20 protein-coding genes are annotated in these 20,645 nt (G+C 47.9%); 19 read left to right on the forward strand and 1 reads right to left on the reverse strand.

Going from position 1 to position 20,645, the window contains the following annotated elements; translation table 11 throughout:
- The first annotated feature begins 58 nt into the window (after positions 1–58).
- The 6 genes from citC to I6E49_RS08050 all read left to right on the forward strand — a co-directional run bounded on the left by citC (position 59) and on the right by I6E49_RS08050 (position 8,544).
- Positions 59–1,897: a [citrate (pro-3S)-lyase] ligase gene (citC, locus tag I6E49_RS08025; RefSeq protein WP_235401694.1), complete on the forward strand. Its 1,839-nt coding sequence runs from the start codon at positions 59–61 to the stop codon at positions 1,895–1,897.
- Positions 1,898–2,026: 129 nt separating this feature from the next.
- The gene (locus I6E49_RS08030; protein WP_235401695.1) at positions 2,027–4,267 is read left to right on the forward strand and encodes a hydratase; all 2,241 of its coding nucleotides are present in this window, start codon (positions 2,027–2,029) and stop codon (positions 4,265–4,267) included.
- Positions 4,268–4,449: 182 nt separating this feature from the next.
- Entirely contained in the window at positions 4,450–5,664 is a 1,215-nt protein-coding gene (locus I6E49_RS08035; RefSeq protein WP_235401696.1) for an NADP-dependent isocitrate dehydrogenase, read from the forward strand.
- 496 nt (positions 5,665–6,160) lie between these two features.
- Complete coding sequence (locus tag I6E49_RS08040; protein ID WP_235401698.1) at positions 6,161–7,114, forward strand: transporter; 954 nt, start codon at positions 6,161–6,163, stop codon at positions 7,112–7,114.
- A 42-nt stretch (positions 7,115–7,156) separates the two neighbouring features.
- The gene (locus tag I6E49_RS08045; RefSeq protein ID WP_235401699.1) at positions 7,157–8,068 is read left to right on the forward strand and encodes an endonuclease/exonuclease/phosphatase family protein; all 912 of its coding nucleotides are present in this window, start codon (positions 7,157–7,159) and stop codon (positions 8,066–8,068) included.
- Between the two features lie 152 nt (positions 8,069–8,220).
- Positions 8,221–8,544, forward strand: a complete 324-nt coding sequence (locus I6E49_RS08050) for a DUF3467 domain-containing protein (protein ID WP_235401700.1) — start codon at positions 8,221–8,223, stop codon at positions 8,542–8,544.
- Positions 8,545–8,660: 116 nt separating this feature from the next.
- Here the strand turns inward: I6E49_RS08050 and I6E49_RS08055 are convergent, their stop codons facing one another.
- A complete protein-coding gene (locus tag I6E49_RS08055; protein ID WP_235401701.1) occupies positions 8,661–10,841 on the reverse strand; it encodes a carboxypeptidase-like regulatory domain-containing protein in 2,181 nt (726 codons plus the stop codon).
- A 215-nt stretch (positions 10,842–11,056) separates the two neighbouring features.
- Between I6E49_RS08055 and I6E49_RS08060 the strand changes: the two genes are divergently transcribed.
- The 13 genes from I6E49_RS08060 to rplP all read left to right on the forward strand — a co-directional run bounded on the left by I6E49_RS08060 (position 11,057) and on the right by rplP (position 20,644).
- Positions 11,057–12,313 carry a hypothetical protein gene (locus I6E49_RS08060; RefSeq protein ID WP_235401702.1) on the forward strand — a complete coding sequence of 419 codons (1,257 nt, stop codon included), beginning with the start codon at positions 11,057–11,059 and terminating at the stop codon, positions 12,311–12,313.
- Between the two features lie 242 nt (positions 12,314–12,555).
- Positions 12,556–12,939: a 30S ribosomal protein S12 gene (rpsL, locus tag I6E49_RS08065; protein ID WP_235401703.1), complete on the forward strand. Its 384-nt coding sequence runs from the start codon at positions 12,556–12,558 to the stop codon at positions 12,937–12,939.
- Between the two features lie 145 nt (positions 12,940–13,084).
- Entirely contained in the window at positions 13,085–13,561 is a 477-nt protein-coding gene (gene rpsG, locus I6E49_RS08070; protein WP_235401704.1) for a 30S ribosomal protein S7, read from the forward strand.
- A gap of 23 nt (positions 13,562–13,584) precedes the next feature.
- Entirely contained in the window at positions 13,585–15,699 is a 2,115-nt protein-coding gene (fusA, locus tag I6E49_RS08075) for an elongation factor G (RefSeq protein ID WP_235401705.1), read from the forward strand.
- A gap of 273 nt (positions 15,700–15,972) precedes the next feature.
- Complete coding sequence (gene rpsJ, locus I6E49_RS08080; protein ID WP_007899799.1) at positions 15,973–16,278, forward strand: 30S ribosomal protein S10; 306 nt, start codon at positions 15,973–15,975, stop codon at positions 16,276–16,278.
- Between the two features lie 28 nt (positions 16,279–16,306).
- Positions 16,307–16,921: a 50S ribosomal protein L3 gene (gene rplC / locus I6E49_RS08085; RefSeq protein ID WP_235401706.1), complete on the forward strand. Its 615-nt coding sequence runs from the start codon at positions 16,307–16,309 to the stop codon at positions 16,919–16,921.
- On the forward strand, positions 16,921–17,550 hold the full coding sequence (rplD, locus tag I6E49_RS08090) for a 50S ribosomal protein L4 (protein ID WP_235392416.1): 630 nt from the start codon (positions 16,921–16,923) through the stop codon (positions 17,548–17,550). The genes rplC and rplD overlap by 1 nt, the downstream gene beginning before the upstream one ends.
- 15 nt (positions 17,551–17,565) lie before the next feature.
- Positions 17,566–17,910, forward strand: a complete 345-nt coding sequence (gene rplW / locus I6E49_RS08095) for a 50S ribosomal protein L23 (RefSeq protein ID WP_235401707.1) — start codon at positions 17,566–17,568, stop codon at positions 17,908–17,910.
- Positions 17,911–17,917: 7 nt separating this feature from the next.
- On the forward strand, positions 17,918–18,742 hold the full coding sequence (gene rplB, locus I6E49_RS08100) for a 50S ribosomal protein L2 (RefSeq protein ID WP_235392418.1): 825 nt from the start codon (positions 17,918–17,920) through the stop codon (positions 18,740–18,742).
- Between the two features lie 17 nt (positions 18,743–18,759).
- Positions 18,760–19,026 carry a 30S ribosomal protein S19 gene (gene rpsS / locus I6E49_RS08105; protein WP_007899787.1) on the forward strand — a complete coding sequence of 89 codons (267 nt, stop codon included), beginning with the start codon at positions 18,760–18,762 and terminating at the stop codon, positions 19,024–19,026.
- 35 nt (positions 19,027–19,061) lie between these two features.
- Positions 19,062–19,466: a 50S ribosomal protein L22 gene (rplV, locus tag I6E49_RS08110; RefSeq protein WP_235401708.1), complete on the forward strand. Its 405-nt coding sequence runs from the start codon at positions 19,062–19,064 to the stop codon at positions 19,464–19,466.
- Positions 19,467–19,474: 8 nt separating this feature from the next.
- Entirely contained in the window at positions 19,475–20,200 is a 726-nt protein-coding gene (rpsC, locus tag I6E49_RS08115) for a 30S ribosomal protein S3 (protein ID WP_235392420.1), read from the forward strand.
- Positions 20,201–20,215: 15 nt separating this feature from the next.
- Positions 20,216–20,644: a 50S ribosomal protein L16 gene (gene rplP / locus I6E49_RS08120; RefSeq protein WP_235392421.1), complete on the forward strand. Its 429-nt coding sequence runs from the start codon at positions 20,216–20,218 to the stop codon at positions 20,642–20,644.
- Position 20,645: the final 1 nt, after the last annotated feature.

A 20,645-nucleotide genomic window follows, 5' to 3' on the forward strand; every position in this document is an offset into this window, starting at 1 on the left:
ATCTTTACGCAATCAAACAACTAACAAAAGTCATTAACATTAACAATCCGTACTCACATTGGAACTGATACAGCTAAATCCATCCATACCGCGCCAACGTCGACGCATAGAACAGTTTCTTGACGACAATGGCTTGCGTCTTGACGATGTAGACTACTACGCCGCCCTTGTCGACGAGACGACCGACGAAATAGTAGCCGGTGGTGGACTGAAAGGAGGCGTAATAAAATGCGTGGCTGTGGCTGACGGACACAAGGGCGAGACTGTAGCCAACCAGATTGTGTCGCACCTCATTGCACATGCCAACGCCGACGGACATCAATGCGTGAAACTCTTCACCAAACCGCAAAACCAAAAGATGTTCGAGAGCATGTCGTTCCGACTCCTCGCCGAAGCACCAAAGGCTATACTGATGGAGACGGGCATTGGAGGAATAAAGAGGTATAGTGAAGAGTTGGAAAGTGAAAAGGGAAAAGTGAAAAGTGAAGAATCCAATAGCAAACTTCACCACCTCAACCCCTCAACCCCACAACCGATTATGCCGCAAAGCGGCATAATCATAATGAACTGCAACCCGTTCACGCTCGGCCACCGCTATCTGATAGAGCAGGCGGCGCAACAAGTGCAGACGCTGTACATACTGGTGGTGAGAGAAGACTGCTCGATGTTCGGCTATGACGAACGCAAGGCGATGATAGTTCGGGGCGTGGCGCATATTAATAATGTAGTGGTGTGCGACGGCAGCGAATACTCCATCAGCGCAACCACGTTCCCTACGTACTTCCTGAAGAGTCTTTCGGATGCGTCAGACACTCAGATGACACTCGACATTGACCTATACAGACGACATATAGCTCCGGCACTGGACGCAACGGTGCGTTTCGTGGGAACCGAACCCGACGACCCGCTGACCCGACGCTACAACGAACTGATGAAGAGTATGCTGCCCGACGTGCGCGAGGTGGCACGACTGCAGCAGAGTGGGGTAGCGGTGAGCGCATCGAGAGTGCGCAAGGCAATAGTAGAGAATCATCTCGCACTGGCTGCACGGCTCGTTCCGCCAACCACCGTACCTTATATAGCAGCCCACTTGGCAACACGGGCACTGAAGGCAGAGCTGAACACCACCCCGAAGCCGGGACTCGTCGACACCCACGACAGCGGAGCACACCGCGACATGGACCATGCATTGATGATGCGCAGCATACGTGCAATGCATCCATACTTCGTCAGGCTCGCCACACTGGGCTATGACAGCCCCAAATTGCCCGCCCACGATGACATAGTAAGCATAGGCTTAGAGGCAGAGAAAGCCATGTTCAAGTCTACCGGAGGCGTAAATACCTACAAGGGAGCTCTCTTCTCGATGGGACTGGCACTCACCGCAGCCACATATATAATAGGTAGAGGCAAAGTGGCAACAACAACTCACGGCAAAGAGTACGTGCCTGGCGACCTGCTTTCTGCCATAATAATACAACTTGCCAATGGTTTCCCCGACACCAGAGGCACACACGGCAGCCAAGCCAAACAAGCAGCCCAGGCTGGAGGCAGTCTGAAGAGTGCGCTCGACAATGCCCGCGAAGGCTACAGCCAGCTCTTCGGCGAATGGCTTCCGTTCTACGAGACACGCATCAAGGGCGACGACTCGTACGTGAAGCACAAGACCCTGCTGCGTATCATGTGCGACCTCGACGATACCAACATCGTATATCGCACCGACTACGACACGATGCTCAACGTGAAGACCCTGGCAAGACACCTGCTTGAGGACTTCTCCGAAGCAGGAATTGACGACTTGAACCGCGATTTCGTTAGTCGTAACATCTCGCCTGGAGGCAGTGCCGACATGCTTGCGCTCGTTGTCTTTTTGTTCGGAATAACGCGAAAAGACTGAATAATTTGCAGCAAATATACCGAAAAAGTGTATTTTTAATGCATTTTAGGTGATTTTGTTAACGCAAACAACGTTAAATGATAAATAATTACTAACTTTATATTTTGAAAATCTAAAAACATTGACATTATGGTGGAACTTATCAATCATGGAGTCTATCTCCTCAACGGAAATGAAATCCGCGACAACTATCAGGGCATGACCCCCGATGAGGCCCGCGAGAATACTATCACATACGGCATTTTGCGCTCGCATGATGTCGACGGCGGTAAGGGCAACAAGATGCGCATTCGCTTCGATGCTATGATGTCGCACGACATAACATACGTAGGTATCATTCAGACAGCACGCGCCAGCGGACTCGAGGAGTTCCCGCTGCCTTATGCAATGACCAACTGCCACAACTCACTCTGCGCTGTGGGCGGAACTATCAATGAGGACGACCACGTATTCGGCCTCTCGGCTGCCAAGAAGTATGGCGGTATCTACGTTCCTGCCAACCAGGCTGTCATTCATCAGTATGCACGCGAGATGATGGTGAAGTGTGGCAACATGATACTCGGCTCCGACTCACACACACGCTACGGCTCGTTGGGCAATATGGGTGTAGGCGAAGGAGGCGGCGAGCTTGTCAAGCAGCTTCTCAAGAACACATGGGACATCAACGCTCCTGAGGTGGTATTGGTATGGCTTGAGGGCGCACCTAAGAAGGGTATTGGTCCGCACGACGTTGCCATCTCGCTCGTTAAGGCTACTTTCGAGAGCGGCGTTGTTAAGAACAAGGTGCTTGAGTTTGCCGGTCCTGGCGTGAAGAATCTTCCTATCGACTTCCGTAACGGCATCGATATCATGACCACCGAGACCACTTGCTTGAGCTCAATTTGGATTACCGACGACGAGGTGAAGCACCATTACGAAATACACGAGCGTCCGCAGGACTATCGCGAACTGAAGCCGGGCGACGTGGCTTACTACGACATGATGATACGCATCGACCTCTCTACACAGGAGTCGATGATTGCACTGCCGTTCCATCCGTCGAACGCTGTTACAATCCACGAGCTTCAGGCCGACCCGGTAGGTATACTTACACGCATAGAGGAAGACGCAAAGAAGCGTTTCGGCGATAAGGTGGACGTACATCTTGTTGACAAGGTGGTTGACGGAAAGGTGCAGGCCGACCAGGGTATCATCGCCGGTTGCTCGGGCGGTACATACGACAACCTCGCTGAGGCTGCTGCCATCCTCAAGGGCAAGAACATCGGCAACGACTACTTCACAGCTTCGGCTTATCCGCAGTCGACTCCGGTTTCGATGGCAGTGACACGCGAGGGCATCACAGCCGACTTGATTGAGGCAGGCGTTGTGATGAAGCCCGCATTCTGCGGTCCGTGCTTCGGCGCAGGTGACGTGCCTTCAAATAACGGATTGAGTATACGCCATACAACCCGCAACTTCCCCAACCGTGAGGGATCGAAGCCAGGTCAGGGCCAGCTCTCACTCGTAGCCCTTATGGACGCACGCTCTATCGCAGCTACTGCTGCCAACGGTGGCGTTATCACAGCTGCTACCGACGTTGAGTACGAGAATACACACAAGCCATACGTTTACGACGACAAGATATACAAGTGCCGCGTATACAACGGATTCGGCAAGGCTCGTCCTGAGACCGAACTGCGCTATGGTCCGAACATCAAGGACTGGCCTAAGATGTATCCGATGCAGGAGAACATGCTCGTTGAGCTTGCTGCCGTTATCCACGACCCCGTCACAACGACCGATGAGCTTATCCCTTCAGGCGAGACAAGTTCTTACCGCTCTAATCCGTTGAAGCTCTCTGAGTTTGCTCTCTCACGCCGTGTACCTGAATATGTAGGCTTGAGCAAGGAGATACAGAAGCAGGACCTCGCACGCCGTGAGGGTAATGTAAGCGAGAATGTGGCTGAGGCATTGAAGGCTGTAGGCGCTACTGCTGAGAACACATCGTTCGGCTCATGCGTATTCGCTAATCGTCCGGGCGACGGTTCGGCACGCGAGCAGGCTGCCAGCTGTCAGAAGGTGCTCGGTGGCGATGCCAACATCTGCTACGAGTATGCTACAAAGCGTTATCGCTCTAACTGTATCAACTGGGGTATCGTACCGTTCACCATCGCTAAGGATGTTGAATTCAACTATGAACCGGGCGATAAGGTGTTCATCCCTGGCATTCGCGAGGCTATGCTCGCAGGCAAGGAGGAGATTGACGCTCAGGTAATCACCAAGGAAGGCGTTAAGCCTATCCACCTCTACTTCCAGAATCTGACCGCCAACGAGCGCCAGATCCTGGTAGACGGATGCTTGATGAATTACTATGCTTCATCGAAGCGATGAAGCAATTAGGAATTTTGAATGTTGAGTTTTGAATTGTCGGCTACGCCGATTTTGAATTATTCAATTTGGAATTGGCAGACAACAATTCAAAACTCAAAACTCAAAATTCAAAACTCAAAACTCCTAATTGCCTCTGGCAACAATTCAAAACTCAAAATTCAAAACTCAAAAATCATACTGCTATGGAAAAGAAAATTCAGATGACCACTCCGGTTGTGGAGATGGATGGCGATGAAATGACCCGTATATTGTGGAAGATGATCAAGGATGAGCTTATCCTTCCGTTCGTTGACCTCAAATCAGAATATTACGACCTCGGTCTGGTAAAGCGTGACGAGACCGGCGACCAGATTACAAAGGATGCAGCTGAGGCTACAAAGCGTCTTGGTGTGGCTGTTAAGTGCGCCACCATTACGCCTAACCATCAGCGTATGGACGAGTACAAGCTCCACCAGATGTGGAAGAGCCCGAACGGCACTATCCGTTCTATTCTCGACGGTACCGTATTCCGTACTCCTATCACTATCCCGAGCATTCATCCGGCAGTACGCAACTGGGAGAAGCCTATCACTATCGCACGTCATGCATACGGCGACGTATACAAGAGCGTTGAGATTCGCGCTGAGGAGCCGGGTGTTGCCAAGCTCGTATTCGACGGCGAAAGCGGCAAGCACGAGGAGGTTGTAGTGCACACATTCAAGGGCGCTGGCGTGCTTCAGGCTATGCACAACACCGACAAGTCAATACGCTCGTTTGCTCACTCATGCTTCAAGTTCGCTCTTGACACCAACCAGAGCCTCTGGTTCTCTACAAAGGATACCATCTCTAAGAAGTATGACGCTCAGTTCAAGATCATCTTCTACGAGGTATTCGAGGAGTATAAGGAAGAGTTTGAGAAGCGCGGATTGGAGTTCTTCTACACTCTCATCGACGACGCTGTAGCTCGCGTTATCCGTTCGAAGGGCGGATTTATCTGGGCTTGCAAGAACTACGACGGCGACGTTATGTCGGACATGGTTTCTACAGCATTCGGCTCATTGGCAATGATGACTTCTGTACTCGTTTCGCCTGACGGCAAGTATGAGTATGAGGCTGCTCACGGCACAGTGACACGTCACTACTACAAGTACCTTAAGGGTGAAGAGACATCTACCAACCCGATGGCTACTATCTTCGCATGGAGCGGTGCATTGCGCAAGCGCGGTGAGATGGACAATCTGCCCGAACTCGTCAACTTCGGCAACCAGCTTGAGGCTGCTTGCTTCGATACACTCAACGAAGGCATTGTGACTAAGGACCTCGCCGGACTTATGGAAGGCGTTACTCCACAGACAAAGACTTCTGCCGGATTCATCGCTGCAATACGCGAGCGTCTGGAGAAGAAGCTTGAGGCTTAAACTGATTGAAGCGAGGGCGTGTCAAAAGTCACATCAGCACGCCCCGAAGGGGCAGAAGTCCATAGTCCAGGACACCGCCCTGAGTAAAAGAAACCCCAATAACAATGCGCCCTGTAAGGACAAAAGCGTTAATTATCAATGCTTTTGCCCTTGCAGGGCGTTTTGCTTTTATCAATCCATAAACCCAAGGTGCTGCCTTGGGCTATGTGCTTATTGGGCTTTCATCCCATATAATTGACTTTTGAACACACCCTCCTCCTGCATTTAGCTTTTAGTTAATGGATGTATCACTCCATAATTGGGAAGAACCATCTTTTTGTTTATATTATTAGGAGGCTATAGCGTCCTCGCCATAGCCTGAGCAGTTAGCCGGTGTATATTTGTTGCCGCTAATATCGTATGAACCATATTTATTGATATTTGCCCCTTTATATTGCCATTTATTTTGCCATTTATTTTGTACTTTTGCCTTTGCTTAACGCAAAGTAATGACGACATGCAGATAATCCGATTTATAAAAGACTGGACTTTGCCGGTGGCTATTGGTACCGGCATAACCGTTTATCTAATTTTTGCACTCGTGCCTGCACTCGACGGATTCGCACTGGCAGCCGAACCGGTGTTCGATACTATGTTGCCGACGTTCATGTTCCTGGTGCTGTTCGTGACGTTCTGCAAGGTCGACTTCCATAAGTTGCGGCCAGTAGTATGGCATTTGTGGGTTGGCGTGTTTCAGGTATTGACGGTGTCGGCAGTGGTAGCTGTGATTGTGGCGTTCCAGCTTACGGGTGACAGTCTGACGCTTGCCGAAGCCGTTCTCACATGTATTATCTGTCCGTGTGCTTCGGCAGCAGCAGTGGTTACACAGAAACTCGGAGGCAACCTTGAGGAGATGACAACCTACACCTTCGTCTCCAATCTTATCACCGCAATGCTCATTCCCGTATGCTTCCCGATGATAGACCAGGCTGCCGACATACATTTTCTCGATGCTTTCACCCTTATATTATATAAGGTATTCATGGTGTTGGTGGTGCCGATGGTTTTGGCATACTTGGTGAAGCATCATGCACAGCAACTCTGTAGGCGCATCACATCAGTGAAAGACTTGTCCTATTATCTTTGGGGATGCTCGTTGCTGATAGTGTCGGGCACCACGATGAAGAATATACTGCATGCTCAGACTACCATAACGTTCTTGCTGCTTATTGCCTTCTGTTCGCTTGTGCTGTGCCTGTTTCAGTTTGGCTGCGGTAGGGCAATAGGCTCGCGATTCGGTCAGACCGTCAATGCCGGTCAGGCACTCGGACAGAAAAACACCGCCTTTGCAATATGGATAGCCTGTGCCTATCTCACACCACTGTCGTCGGTAGGTCCTGGTTGTTACATTCTGTGGCAGAACATTATCAACAGTTGGGAGATATGGGACGCGCAGCGCAAGCGCAGTTGAACAAGACTTCAACCATAATTATAATAAACCTAAAAACAAAAAATGAAACAAATCATTATGTCGCTGCTGCTTGTCATGGCAGCAGTGGGTCTTCAAGCCCAAAATCTTTTTGTCGGTTCGTACAATATACGCTATCAGAACAAGTCGGATGCTAAAGACGGAAACAGCTGGCAACAGCGTTGTCCGCGCGTTTGCGGCATCATCAACTTCGAACAGCCCGACGTCTTCGGCGCACAAGAGGTTCTGTATCCGCAGTTGAAGGACATGCTCGCTACGCTCGACGGCTACGACTATATAGGTGTAGGTCGTGATGACGGCAAGCGTGGGGGTGAGTATGCCGCCATATTCTACAAGAAAGACCATATCCGACTGCTTGACAACGGACAGTTCTGGTTGGCTGAAGATACCACACGACCGAATCTTGGTTGGGATGCAGCGTGCATCAGAATCTGTACTTGGGGAAAGTTTGAGGACAAACGTTCGCACTTGATGTTCTTCTACTTCAATCTGCACATGGACCATGTGGGCATAGTGGCACGTAGAGAAAGTGCCAAACTCGTTGTGCGAAAGATACGCGAGATAGCAGGCAGCGCCCCCGTTGTACTCACGGGCGACTTCAATGTAGACCAAAACAACGAGATATATGCCATCTTCACCAATTCGGGATTGCTCCGCGACAGCTATACCGCAGCCCGTCTGCGCTATGCCGAGAACGGCACTTTCAATGCTTACAACAACGATACCTACACCGACAGCCGTATCGACCACGTGTTTGTGTCGTCCAATTTCCTCGTTGACAACTACGCAATTCTCACCGACTGCTATTGGACAGCGCCAAAAGTAGATGAGGCAAACAAGGCAAGCGACGCTCCGCAGGAGATAGACTTCCGCCCGGCACAGCGCCGATTGCCGTCAGACCACTATCCCGTTTTTGTGAAATTGAAAATGAAATAAATCGTATAAAAATTTGCAGGTTAGCATACAAAATGCTATCTTTGCATTACAAACATTATGCCCCACGAAGCCAAACCATGCAAGGTTATGGCTGCGCGGGGCGTATTGTTTTGAGTTAAACAACGTATTTTTAAACCTAAACAAATAAGAAAATGGAAGAAAACAACCAGAATCAGCAGCCCCAGGGTCTTCAGATTGAGCTGAAGCCGGAAATCGGAGTAGGAGTATACGCTAACCTTGCGCTTATCACTCACTCTTCTTCAGACTTCATCCTCGACTTCACATGCATGCTTCCAGGTATGCAGCAGCCGCAGGTTCGTAGCCGCGTAGTGATGGCTCCCGAGCACGCAAAGCGTCTTCTGATGGCCCTCAACGATAATATCCTGAAGTATGAGCAGCAGTTTGGCAAGATCAACCTGCCCGAACAGCAGCAGCCACGCACCGCTACTCCGTTCGAACAGCCTGCTGAAGCATAAGATTTGGAATACCTATGCAAAAAATAAGGCAGACGAGTCGCAAGGATTCGTCTGCCTTTTATTATGCCCCAAGTTAAAGCTGTGCTTGTCAGAGCTTAGCGGCATGTATAGCCTTGTTATTTTACATTTATGGTCTTGACAACATGCCGTATGCTTCTGTCGGCTGACACTACGTCCACAATCATTCTGTATGTACCGGCTTTTGTTGGCGGTTGCCATGTGAAAGGCTCTGTGGGTGTTGCTATTCCGAGAGGCTGGATGGTGACCCCGTTGGAAACTACCGGTGTCGTTCTTACCGTTGTGCGCATTTTAATGTCAAAGAATCCGTAGCCGGCATAATGCCATAATGAGCGTGGATCTAAAGGACTGACAAGCTCTATCGATTCGATGTCGGTTATGGGCCATTCCAGAATGCCGTCTATTCCATTTTCTATTTTCAGACCGTTCACTACAACAGCTATTTGGCTGTATACTATGGGATCGTCGTCATCGCTGAGCATCTTTTCTACTCTTAGATGCTGCGGCATTAGCCCTTGCAGTTTGTTGCTTTTCCACGTTATCGACCTGTCTTGGTTGCTGACAATCACTTTTGACGTATATAGTACAGCGTCCTTTACTGTCTGTATGTTAGGGTGCTTGTCAAGGAATTCACGGTCGTAGTAGTTGAACACATTTCTGGTGCGTACCCATTCGTATGGCTTTTCTTTCGGATGTTTGCGGTTTACTACTACTTCTGACACTTTATGACGTCGCACCGTGTCTATCGGTTCTATAATCTTTGCCAGATTCTCGTCGGTGAGTTCTTGGGCGAATGGTACGTTGTAGGAAATGTCCGTCACTGGCGGATAGTCTTCTTCGTCAAGTTGGTAGGTAAATGTACCGGTTTTTCCTTTGCTGTTGTATGCTTGTATGTATAACTTGCTGCCATTCACGAAGTCGTTGACTGTAGCATTGAAATGTCCGGTTGCATCGGTACTTACCGATACGGCATCGTTGTTCTGCACATTGTATATTTGCACATTGGCATTCTGTAGAGGTCTTTTGCCATTTCTCACGACTCCTGATATACATAACGCCTGCTCTATGGGATATTTGTATGATATGCTGTCTGCTCTCAAAGCATCTGCACCAATCATCTTGTTGCTGGCAGACAATAACCATGTATTGATATTCTGGTCAGTTTGGATGTTTGAGCTGTCAGAATATGTCTCTGGGAAAGGTACTGGTGACAACAGTTCGTCGGTGAAATTAAGCATTTCGAATGCTGTGCTGATTTTGCCTGCTTTTTCGGGGAGAAATCTTACAAATACCGAACTTTTCCCGATGGTGTCATTAGTGCTTGTTGAAATGTTGCTGCCACCGATCCGCAATACACGTTGGGCGAGAATGTTGCCTGCTTTATTGCATAGCCACAATGTAATAAGTCCGGGTGTGCATCCCGACAAGTCAGCCATGCAGACTCCTTTTCTCAGATGTAACTTTTTGATGCCGAAGCTGGAGTGGTATATAGCTATTTCCAAGGAGTCAATTGGTTCTTTGTCGTCAGTATCTGCTAAAACGTAGCAAGTCAGTCTCTCGTGGTTGACCGCAGCTCTTAATGTTGGCATTTCCACGGTTTCTGGTAGAAGAAAATTATGTGTTGCTTTGTCGTCGGTTTCAGTAGACAACAAGTATCTATTGCCGTCGGGTATGAATGATATTGACGCAAGTCCGTTGGCGTCGGTTTTTCCGCTGCATATTGTATCGCGCCGACTGTTTAAGATGACGAATTTGGTTGCTGTTGGCATTTTGTGTTCGTTACATATATATATGCCAACAGTCTGAACATGCCCCTTTACCAGATGACCGCCTTCAGGAAAGAACCCCGCATATATATTTTCCTTCGTTTCTTGCTCTTGTGGCATGACACCCACATAAAGTGGCACCATGGGGAACTGCTGGCTTTCGCGATTGCGCATGAATTGTGAGTAGCCACGTACGTAGTATATGCCGTTTGGACTCTTGTCAGGTAAAAGGATGGAAGTGAAGAAAGATCCGTTGTCATTGCAACGTATTTTCTTGCGCTCAACAACTTGTTTGTGCCTATCGATAAGTTCTACATATACATATCTGCTATATGGATAAAAGTCGTTGTAGTCTGTTGACAACAACTGTCCCATAATCTTCACCGTGTCGTTCTTAAGGACAAATTGGTCTGCCAATGCTATGAATATGCGCTCCGATACAAACATTTTGTCTTGGCTGTGTGCAGCCAAGACGAATAGACATGAGATTATTATAAGTATAATCTTTTTCATCTGTTAAACATTAATAGCATCAAAAATGTAATGTATAATTGATGCTTTTATGGTTAATATTATACTTGGGAAATAGTAAGGCAAATATAAGCAATGTAAGTAAAAGTAACAAGATTTTTGTCCGTTTTGTTGCATTTTTTTTTGTTGTAGGGTTCTGATTTTCACTGATTTTGTGTAAGTTTGCAAAATCATTATAACCAAAACTTCTACAATCTATGAAAACCAGCAATCTATTTTGGCAATGTGTCTCACTCGTACTCTTCCTGTGCGTCGTCGTATTGTTGTTTTCTGACGAATGGATAGTGTCGTGGCCAGCCAAGGTGACGGCAGTAAAAGGCGACGTGAACGGTAGCTTCTTTTGGAGCAACCTCAACTTTTACGGTATAGTGGGCGTGGTACTGGCGTTGTTCTCGCTGCTTTATACGTTCCGTTCGTATGTGTCGCAGAGCCAGACCGAGAGCAATACGCGAAACGTTCCTGTCAAAGATCAGATAAACAAGTTCCGTGACCTGACAAGACATGAATACCGCAATCTGGTAGTAGTGCTGACTACGGCGATGAAGTTCTTTGCCGATGACAACGCAAAGGACGGTATACGGAAAGCGTATCCTTCTGAAAGCCATATCCTTAAGCTTCAAGCTGCACCCGAAGATTTTGTGCTTGACATCAATCCGCAGATGGCTGCAACTGTTTCGGAAATGCGACTGCTGCTCAGAAACTATAACATTGAAATCAATGTGGCGTGCAATCATCTCTCACGACCAACTATCAATGACGATGCTGTGAACCGTGATTATGACAATCTGATATTCAAACCGCTCTTTCTTGTAAGGAATGCGTGCAACATGGAGGCGCAGCTCAAGGAAGAGAAAGACCACTGTTGGCGTGAAGCGTTCAAACGCCATTTTCTTATATCTAAACAGCCTGAACTGACGATGCAACAGCGAGTGGATGCACTCCTCGTGCGCTCGATTAAGATAATAATCAAAGAACATCTGAAGAAGATAGCAATCAATTTGCCAAAGGTCATTGATGAACTTGTCAAGCTGCAAAAGAACTGTCCTGAAGAATATGAGCGATATCAGCAGTATTTCAATGCGTTAGCCTCAAACGACGGATTGAAAATCAACTCGATAGACCATACTAATGCACTTGACCGTTCGTTCGGATACATATTCCGAGGCATGATTGATTATGATAAGAATAAACGTAAGTCGATGTTATGGCAATGTGGACTCGAAATGGATGACGATCATATTTTGGTACAAGAGTCAATACAAGATATTATGTCCGTTCTGACAGATTTCAAGCAGCTTGATACCGAACATCTGGCGTGGGTGGAAGAGTATAGGTCGGCACTTGAAAAAGTTCAGACCTATAGCCGGCTTGATTTTATGGAGTTCTTTGCGCTCATGCTCAAGATGGATGTGATTGTCGAATTAAGAAATATCGGTATGGTCAATTATGATTGACATTCATCACATTACATAATATATAGCAACAGAAAAGCATGGAATGATGCTCAATAAAGGTAAATAACTGTTAATATAACCTGTAAAACCGTAAATTTAGATGTATGCGGTAAGATTGTAATTTTATATATTAGGTATTTTCAAGAAAAGTTCGTACCTTTGCACCCCGAAAACGGCTTGATACTAGCTGTTTTATAAGATCGACAATTGAAATAAAAATATATAAATTAAAAATTAGAATTATGCCTACAATTTCACAGTTGGTAAGAAAAGGCAGAAAGGTGCTCGTAGACAAGAGCAAGTCACCGGCTCTGGATTCATGTCCTCAGCGTCGTGGTGTTTGTGTTCGTGTTTACACTACAACACCTAAGAAGCCTAATTCGGCAATGCGTAAGGTTGCCCGTGTACGTTTGACAAACTCTAAGGAAGTTAACTCTTACATCCCGGGAGAGGGCCACAACCTTCAGGAGCACTCAATCGTATTGGTTCGCGGTGGTCGTGTAAGGGACCTTCCTGGTGTACGTTATCACATCGTTCGCGGTACACTCGATACAGCCGGTGTAGCAAACCGTACACAGCGTCGTTCAAAGTACGGAGCTAAGCGTCCTAAGGCAGCCAAGAAGTAATCAGAAGATAATTTAATTGTCGGACGTATTTTTTAAAATCGTTTTGCTGGAGAATTGTTAATAGACAGGTTGAGTAAATGCCCAAGAGAGGGCGTTGAAGAACAGTAAGAAACAACCCCACGCAGACAAATTTTTTCGAAACAAAATGAGAAAAGCAAAACCAAAGAAGCGCGTGATCCTTCCGGATCCGAAATTCAACGACCAGAAGGTCTCTAAGTTTGTAAACCACTTGATGTATGATGGTAAGAAGAATACCTCATACGAAATCTTCTATAATGCACTTGACACCGTTCAGGAGAAGATGGCTAAGGAAGAGAAGCCGGCTCTCGAGATTTGGAAGCAGGCCCTCGACAACATCACTCCGCAGGTTGAGGTAAAGAGCCGCCGTATCGGTGGTGCTACTTTCCAGGTTCCGACAGAAATTCGTGCGGAGCGCAAGGAAAGCATCTCAATGAAGAACCTTATCGCTTTCGCCCGCAAGCGTGGTGGTAAGAGCATGGCTGACAAGCTTGCTGCTGAGATTATGGATGCCTACAACAATCAGGGTGGTGCTTACAAGCGTAAGGAGGATATGCACCGTATGGCCGAGGCTAACCGCGCATTCGCTCACTTCAGATTCTAATATAATAATAAGGTAAAAGGAAAATGGCAAATCGCGATTTACATTTGACTCGTAACATTGGCATTATGGCTCACATCGATGCCGGTAAGACCACAACTTCTGAGCGTATCCTGTTCTACACAGGTAAGACTCATAAGATTGGTGAGGTTCACGACGGCGCTGCCACAATGGACTGGATGGCTCAGGAGCAGGAGCGTGGTATCACTATCACATCTGCTGCTACTACATGTAACTGGAACTATCTTGGCAAGTCATACAAGATTAACTTGATTGACACTCCGGGACACGTTGACTTCACCGCTGAGGTAGAGCGTTCACTGCGCGTACTTGACGGAGCAGTTGCTACTTATTCTGCAGCCGACGGCGTTCAGCCACAGTCTGAGACAGTATGGCGCCAGGCCGACAAGTACAACGTTCCTCGTATCGGTTACGTTAACAAGATGGACCGTTCAGGTGCTGACTTCTTCGAGACAGTACAGCAGATGAAGGACATCCTCGGTGCTAATCCTTGTCCTATTCAGATTCCTATCGGTGCTGAAGAGAACTTCAAGGGTGTAGTTGACCTCCTCAAGATGAAGGCTATTCTGTGGCACGACGAGACAATGGGTGCTGAGTACGATGTTGAGGAAATTCCTGCCGACCTCGTTGACGAGGCTAACGAGTGGCATGACAAGATGGTAGAATCTGCTGCCAACTTCGACGACGCTCTCATGGAGAAGTATCTTGAGGGTGAGGAAATTACTGAGGAGGAGCTTATCGCAGCTATCCGCAAGGGTACAATCTCAATGGAACTTACTCCTATGCTCCTCGGTTCTTCATACAAGAATAAGGGTGTTCAGCCGCTTCTCGACTACGTTTGCGCATTCCTTCCTTCACCTCTCGATACAGCCGCTATCGTAGGTACAAACCCTGACACTGAGGAAGAGGAGAATCGTAAGCCTTCTGAGGACGAGCCTACTTCGGCTCTTGCGTTCAAGATTGCTACCGACCCGTTCATGGGCCGTCTGGTATTCTTCCGCGTTTACTCAGGTAAGGTTGTTGCTGGTTCTTACGTTTACAACCCACGTTCACGCAAGAAGGAGCGCATCTCACGTCTGTTCCAGATGAACTCAAATAAGGAAATTCCTATGGAGTCAATCGACGCTGGTGATATCGGCGCTGGTGTAGGTTTCAAGGATATCCGCACAGGTGATACTCTCTGCGACGAGGCACATCCTATCGTGCTCGAGTCAATGACATTCCCAGATACTGTAATCTCTATCGCAGTTGAGCCTAAGAGCCAGGCTGACATCGCCAAGCTTGACAACGGTCTTGCTAAGCTCGCTGAAGAGGACCCGACATTCACCGTTCGTACCGACGAGCAGAGTGGTCAGACCATTATCTCTGGTATGGGTGAGCTTCACCTCGACATCATCATCGACCGTCTGAAGCGTGAGTTCAAGGTTGAATGTAACCAGGGTAAGCCTCAGGTTAACTACAAGGAGGCTATCACAAAGCCGGTAACTCTCCGCGAGGTTTACAAGAAGCAGTCTGGTGGTCGTGGTAAGTTCGCTGACATCATCGTAACAATCGGCCCGAAGGACGAGGATTACAAGGAAGGCGACTTGCAGTTTGTTAACGAGGTTAAGGGTGGTAACATTCCTAAGGAATTCATCCCCTCAGTTCAGAAGGGCTTCGAGAACGCCATGAAGAACGGTATCCTCGGTGGCTATCCAATGACTGGTATGAAGGTTGTCCTCACCGATGGTTCATTCCACCCGGTTGACTCTGACCAGTTGTCATTCGAACTTGCTGCCCTCAATGCTTACAAGAACGGTTGCCCGAAGGCAGGTCCGGTTCTTATGGAGCCTATCATGAAGGTAGAGGTTGTTACTCCTGAGGAGAATATGGGTGACGTAATCGGCGACTTGAACAAGCGTCGTGGTCAGGTAGAAGGCATGGAAGAGGCTCGCTCTGGCGCTCGTATCGTTAAGGCTATGGTGCCACTGTCAGAGATGTTCGGTTATGTAACCGCTCTCCGTACCATCACTTCTGGTCGTGCTACAAGCTCTATGGAGTACGATCATCACTCTCCTCTGTCAAGTGCTATCGCTAAGGCAGTGCTCGAGGAGGTTAAGGGTCGCGCAGACCTCGTGTAATCAGCACGTTAAACGAGAAGAATCCAGAATTGAAGAATATAGAAGTTAAGCCAAATGTTTGGCAAACCAAGCAAATGGCTTAACTCCTGACTCCTCTCTCCTGGTTTATCTCACAAGATAAAAAATCTAAAGGGACATGGGGCGTCGCTTAGCGAATGACTCTTAAGTGACGTACCCCACCTCCTTTTTTCGGCTGTTCAGCACTCCAAGTTGAGACCATAATCACGCTGAACGCGCCAATTAAGAATTGCATTATAAACTTTAAATACAATTATGAGTCAAAAAATTCGTATCAAGCTGAAGAGCTACGACCACAAGCTCGTAGACAAGTCAGCTGAGAAGATCGTAAAGGCTGTGAAGGCTACTGGTGCCATCGTAAGCGGTCCAATTCCATTGCCTACACACAAGCGTATCTACACTGTAAACCGCAGTACTTTCGTTAACAAGAAATCACGTGAGCAGTTCCAGCTCTCTGACTTCAAGCGTCTTATCGACATCTATAGCTCAACAGCTAAGACAGTTGACGCTCTTATGAAGCTCGAGCTCCCCAGCGGTGTAGAAGTAGAAATCAAAGTATAGTAATTTTCATTTTTAATATTCATTTGAAATGCCAGGATTAATTGGAAAAAAAATCGGAATGACATCCGTTTTCAGTGCCGACGGTAAGAATGTTCCGTGCACTGTTATCGAAGCTGGTCCATGTGTTGTAACACAGGTCAAGACCGTTGAAACAGACGGCTACAAGGCAGTTCAGCTGGGCTATGGTGAGGCTAAGGAAAAGAACACCACTAAGCCTATGATGGGCACCTTCAAGAAGGCAGGTACAACACCTAAGAAGCACTTGGCCGAGTTCAAATTTGACGAGGAGTACAACCTCGGTGACGTAATCACTGTAGATCTCTTCGCCAATGTAGAATACGTTGACATTGTAGGCACCTCTAAGGGAAAAGGTTTCCAGGGTGTTGTTAAGCGTCATGGATTCGGTGGTGTTGGTCAGAGCACTCACGGTCAGGATGACCGCGCTCGCAAGCCGGGTTCTATCGGTGCTTGTTCTTACCCAGCAAAGGTATTCAAGGGAATGCGCATGGGCGGCCAGATGGGCGGCGACCGCGTTACAACCCAGAATCTCAAAGTGTTAAAGGTAATCTCGGACAAGAACCTCATTATCGTTAAGGGTTCTGTAGCCGGATGCAATGGTTCAACCGTATTAATCAAGAAATAATGGAAGTTAGCGTATTAAATATCAACGGTCAGGAGACCGGAAGAAAGGTTCAGTTGAACGACGCAATCTTCGGAATTGAGCCTAACGATCACGTTCTCTACCTCGACGTTAAGCAGTACCTCGCTAACCAGCGCCAGGGTACAGCTAAGTCAAAGGAGCGTAGCGAGGTTAGCGGTTCTACCCGTAAGCTTGGTCGCCAGAAGGGCGGCGGCGGTGCTCGCCGTGGTGATATCAACTCACCGGTGCTCGTAGGTGGTGGCCGTGTATTCGGTCCGAAGCCACGCAACTATAGCTTCAAGCTCAACAAGAAGGTGAAGGCTCTCGCTCGTAAGTCAGCTCTGTCTTACAAGGCTCAGGAGGCTGCTATCGTAGTAGTAGAAGACTTCGCAATGGAGGCTCCGAAGACTAAAGATTTCGTAAACATTACTAAAAATCTGAAAGTTGAGGGCAAAAAGCTTCTTCTTCTTTTGCCAGAAGTAAATAAAAACGTATATTTGTCAACTCGTAACTTGCAGCGTGCTGAAGTGATGACAGCAACAGCCCTCAATGCCTACAAGGTTTTGAACTCAGACGTGCTCGTAATCACTGAGAATTCGCTCAAGGCTATCGACTCAATCTTAACAAAATAATAGGAGGCAACAGACATGACATTCATCGTAAAACCGTTGGTTACCGAGAAGATGACCAAGATCACTGACAAGTCTTCTGTAGCCAAGACATATAAGGTTAAGGGTCAGGAGCGCACAAAGAAGGCCGAGACAAAGTATGGCTTCATCGTGCTTCCCGAGGCTAACAAGCTTGAGATTAAGAAGGAGATCGAGACACGTTACAACGTTACTGTACTCGACGTGAACACAATGGTATATGCTGGCAAGCGCCAGAGCCGTTACACACGCAAGGGTCTCGTTCGTGGACAGAAGAACTCGTTCAAGAAAGCTATCGTTACTCTGAAAGAGGGCGATGTAATTGATTTTTATAGCAATATCTAAATAAAAAATGGCAGTACGTAAATTTAAACCGGTTACACCGGGACAAAGACACAAGGTTATTGGCACGTTCGAGGAGATTACTGCATCCGTGCCAGAGAAGTCTCTCGTTTTCGGAAAGCGCGCTACTGGTGGTCGTAATAACACTGGTAAGATGACAGTTCGCTACATGGGCGGCGGTCACAAGCGTAAGTATCGTCTGATCGACTTCAAGCGAGAGAAAGATGGTGTTCCCGCTGTAGTGAAGACAATCGAGTATGATCCGAACCGCTCGGCTCGCATCGCTCTCTTGTTCTACGCTGACGGCGAAAAACGTTACATTATTGCTCCTAACGGACTGGAAGTAGGCGCTAAGCTTATGTCAGGTGCTGAGGCTGCACCTGAAGTAGGTAATGCTCTTCCCCTCGCAAACATTCCCGTTGGTACTGTGATCCACAACATTGAGTTGCGTCCAGGCCAGGGTGCTCTGCTCGTTCGTTCGGCTGGTAATTTCGCTCAGTTGACTTCTCGTGAAGGCAGTTACTGCGTTATTAAGCTCCCTTCTGGTGAAACACGCCAGGTGTTGAGCGCTTGTAAGGCCACAATTGGTAGTGTAGGAAATTCTGACCACGCTCTTGAGCAGTCAGGTAAGGCTGGTCGCTCTCGTTGGTTGGGTCGCCGTCCTCACAACCGTGGTGTTGTTATGAACCCTGTCGATCACCCGATGGGTGGTGGCGAAGGCCGTCAGTCTGGTGGACACCCACGTTCACGCAAGGGCTTGTATGCTAAGGGTCTCAAGACACGTGCACCTAAGAAGCAGTCTAACAAGTATATCATCGAAAGAGCTAACAAATAATCAAACAAGAGTAAATTATGAGTCGTTCATTAAAAAAAGGTCCATATATCAACGTGTCGCTTGAGAAGAAGATTCTCGCCATGAACGAGAGTGGCAAGAAGACAGTTGTCAAGACTTGGGCCAGAGCATCAATGATCTCACCTGACTTCGTGGGACACACTGTTGCAGTTCATAACGGAAACAAATTTATCCCTGTTTACATCACTGAGAACATGGTAGGACATAAGCTCGGCGAGTTCTCTCCGACACGTCGCTTCGGTGGCCACTCAGGTAACAGAAAGTAAGCGGGTTTAAACCATTTTAAATATAGAAACAAATAATGGGAGCAAGAAAACATATATCGGCTGAAAAAAGAAAAGAAGCCCGTAAGAACTTGTACTTCGCAAAGCTCAACGGCGTTCCCTCTTCACCACGTAAGATGCGCTACGTTGTAGACATGGTTCGTGGCTTGGAGGTTAACCGCGCACTCGGCGTACTCCGCTTCTCTAAGAAGCAGGCTGCTGCTGACGTTGAGAAACTGTTGCGTTCGGCTATTGCAAACTGGGAAGCTAAGAATGACCGCAAGGCTGAGGACGGCGAACTCTTCATCTCTAAGGTGTTCGTTGACGAAGGCGTTACTATGAAGCGCATGCGTCCGGCTCCGCAGGGTCGCGGCTACCGCATCCGCAAGCGTAGCAACCACGTTACTCTGTTTGTTGATACCAAAACTAATGACGAAAAATAATAAGTAGAATGGGACAGAAAGTTAATCCAATAAGCAACCGTCTCGGCATTATCCGCGGCTGGGATTCAAATTGGTTCGGTGGAAAGAGCTTCGGAGACAACCTCGTAGAGGATAAGAACATCCGTACTTACCTCAACAAGCGTCTTGAGAAGGCTAGCGTTTCTAAGATCGTAATCGAGCGCACACTGAAACTCATCACTATCACAATCTGCACAGCCCGTCCGGGTATCGTCATTGGTAAGGGTGGTCAGGATGTAGACAAGCTCAAGGAAGAGCTCAAGAAGCTCTACAAGAAGGACATCCAGATCAACATCTTCGAGGTGAAGAAGCCTGATCTCGACGCTACTATCGTGGGCAACAACATCGCTCGCCAGGTAGAGGGCAAGATTGCTTATCGCCGCGCTATCAAGATGGCTATCCAGAACGTTATGCGCGCTGGTGCCGAGGGCGTGAAGATCCAGATCACTGGCCGTCTGAACGGTGCTGAAATGGCACGTAAGGAAATGTACAAAGAGGGACGTACTCCGCTGCACACTTTCCGCGCAGACATCGACTATTGCCAGGCAGAGGCCCTCACTAAGGTAGGTCTCCTCGGAATCAAGGTTTGGATTTGCCGTGGCGAGGTTTACGGTGACCGTGACCTCACACCTAACTTCACTCAGGAGAAGCAGAACGGTGGTTCAAACAACGGCCGTGGTAACCGCGGTAACCGCAAGAGAAACAATAACCGTTAAAAGTAAAAGACTACAATGTTACAGCCAAAAAGAGTAAGATATAGAAGACCTCAAGATGGACGTGGCAATAAAGGCAACGCTCACAGAGGCACACAGTTGGCTTTTGGTTCATTCGGCATCAAGACACTTGAGGCAAAGTGGATCGACAGCCGTCAGATTGAGGCTGCCCGTGTTGCAGTAAACCGTTACATGCAGCGTCAGGGTCAGGTCTGGATCCGCATTTTCCCGGACAAACCAATCACTCGTAAGCCTGCCGACGTACGTATGGGTAAAGGTAAGGGTGATCCCGCAGGATGGGTAGCACCGGTTACTCCCGGACGCATCCTCTTCGAGGTGGAAGGCGTAAGCTTCGACATCGCTAAGGAGGCTCTTCGCCTCGCAGCCCAGAAGCTGCCGGTTAAGACTAAGTTCATTGTAAGACGCGACTACGACAAAAACGCTTAAT

It is taken from the genome of Leyella stercorea, assembly GCF_021531655.1.

What these genes read in the sequence shown, in the direction of transcription:
- I6E49_RS08060 (WP_235401702.1), top strand. Translation starts at nt 11,057, where the DNA reads ATGAAAACCAGCAATCTATTTTGGCAATGTGTCTCACTCGTACTCTTC.
- rplC (WP_235401706.1), top strand. Translation starts at nt 16,307, where the DNA reads ATGCCAGGATTAATTGGAAAAAAAATCGGAATGACATCCGTTTTCAGT.
- fusA (WP_235401705.1), top strand. Translation starts at nt 13,585, where the DNA reads ATGGCAAATCGCGATTTACATTTGACTCGTAACATTGGCATTATGGCT.
- rplW (WP_235401707.1), top strand. Translation starts at nt 17,566, where the DNA reads ATGACATTCATCGTAAAACCGTTGGTTACCGAGAAGATGACCAAGATC.
- I6E49_RS08040 (WP_235401698.1), top strand. Translation starts at nt 6,161, where the DNA reads ATGCAGATAATCCGATTTATAAAAGACTGGACTTTGCCGGTGGCTATT.
- rplP (WP_235392421.1), top strand. Translation starts at nt 20,216, where the DNA reads ATGTTACAGCCAAAAAGAGTAAGATATAGAAGACCTCAAGATGGACGT.
- rpsS (WP_007899787.1), top strand. Translation starts at nt 18,760, where the DNA reads ATGAGTCGTTCATTAAAAAAAGGTCCATATATCAACGTGTCGCTTGAG.
- rpsG (WP_235401704.1), top strand. Translation starts at nt 13,085, where the DNA reads ATGAGAAAAGCAAAACCAAAGAAGCGCGTGATCCTTCCGGATCCGAAA.
- rplV (WP_235401708.1), top strand. Translation starts at nt 19,062, where the DNA reads ATGGGAGCAAGAAAACATATATCGGCTGAAAAAAGAAAAGAAGCCCGT.
- rpsJ (WP_007899799.1), top strand. Translation starts at nt 15,973, where the DNA reads ATGAGTCAAAAAATTCGTATCAAGCTGAAGAGCTACGACCACAAGCTC.
- I6E49_RS08030 (WP_235401695.1), top strand. Translation starts at nt 2,027, where the DNA reads ATGGTGGAACTTATCAATCATGGAGTCTATCTCCTCAACGGAAATGAA.
- I6E49_RS08050 (WP_235401700.1), top strand. Translation starts at nt 8,221, where the DNA reads ATGGAAGAAAACAACCAGAATCAGCAGCCCCAGGGTCTTCAGATTGAG.
- rpsL (WP_235401703.1), top strand. Translation starts at nt 12,556, where the DNA reads ATGCCTACAATTTCACAGTTGGTAAGAAAAGGCAGAAAGGTGCTCGTA.
- rplB (WP_235392418.1), top strand. Translation starts at nt 17,918, where the DNA reads ATGGCAGTACGTAAATTTAAACCGGTTACACCGGGACAAAGACACAAG.
- I6E49_RS08055 (WP_235401701.1), bottom strand. Translation starts at nt 10,841, where the DNA reads ATGAAAAAGATTATACTTATAATAATCTCATGTCTATTCGTCTTGGCT.
- I6E49_RS08045 (WP_235401699.1), top strand. Translation starts at nt 7,157, where the DNA reads ATGAAACAAATCATTATGTCGCTGCTGCTTGTCATGGCAGCAGTGGGT.
- rplD (WP_235392416.1), top strand. Translation starts at nt 16,921, where the DNA reads ATGGAAGTTAGCGTATTAAATATCAACGGTCAGGAGACCGGAAGAAAG.
- rpsC (WP_235392420.1), top strand. Translation starts at nt 19,475, where the DNA reads ATGGGACAGAAAGTTAATCCAATAAGCAACCGTCTCGGCATTATCCGC.
- I6E49_RS08035 (WP_235401696.1), top strand. Translation starts at nt 4,450, where the DNA reads ATGGAAAAGAAAATTCAGATGACCACTCCGGTTGTGGAGATGGATGGC.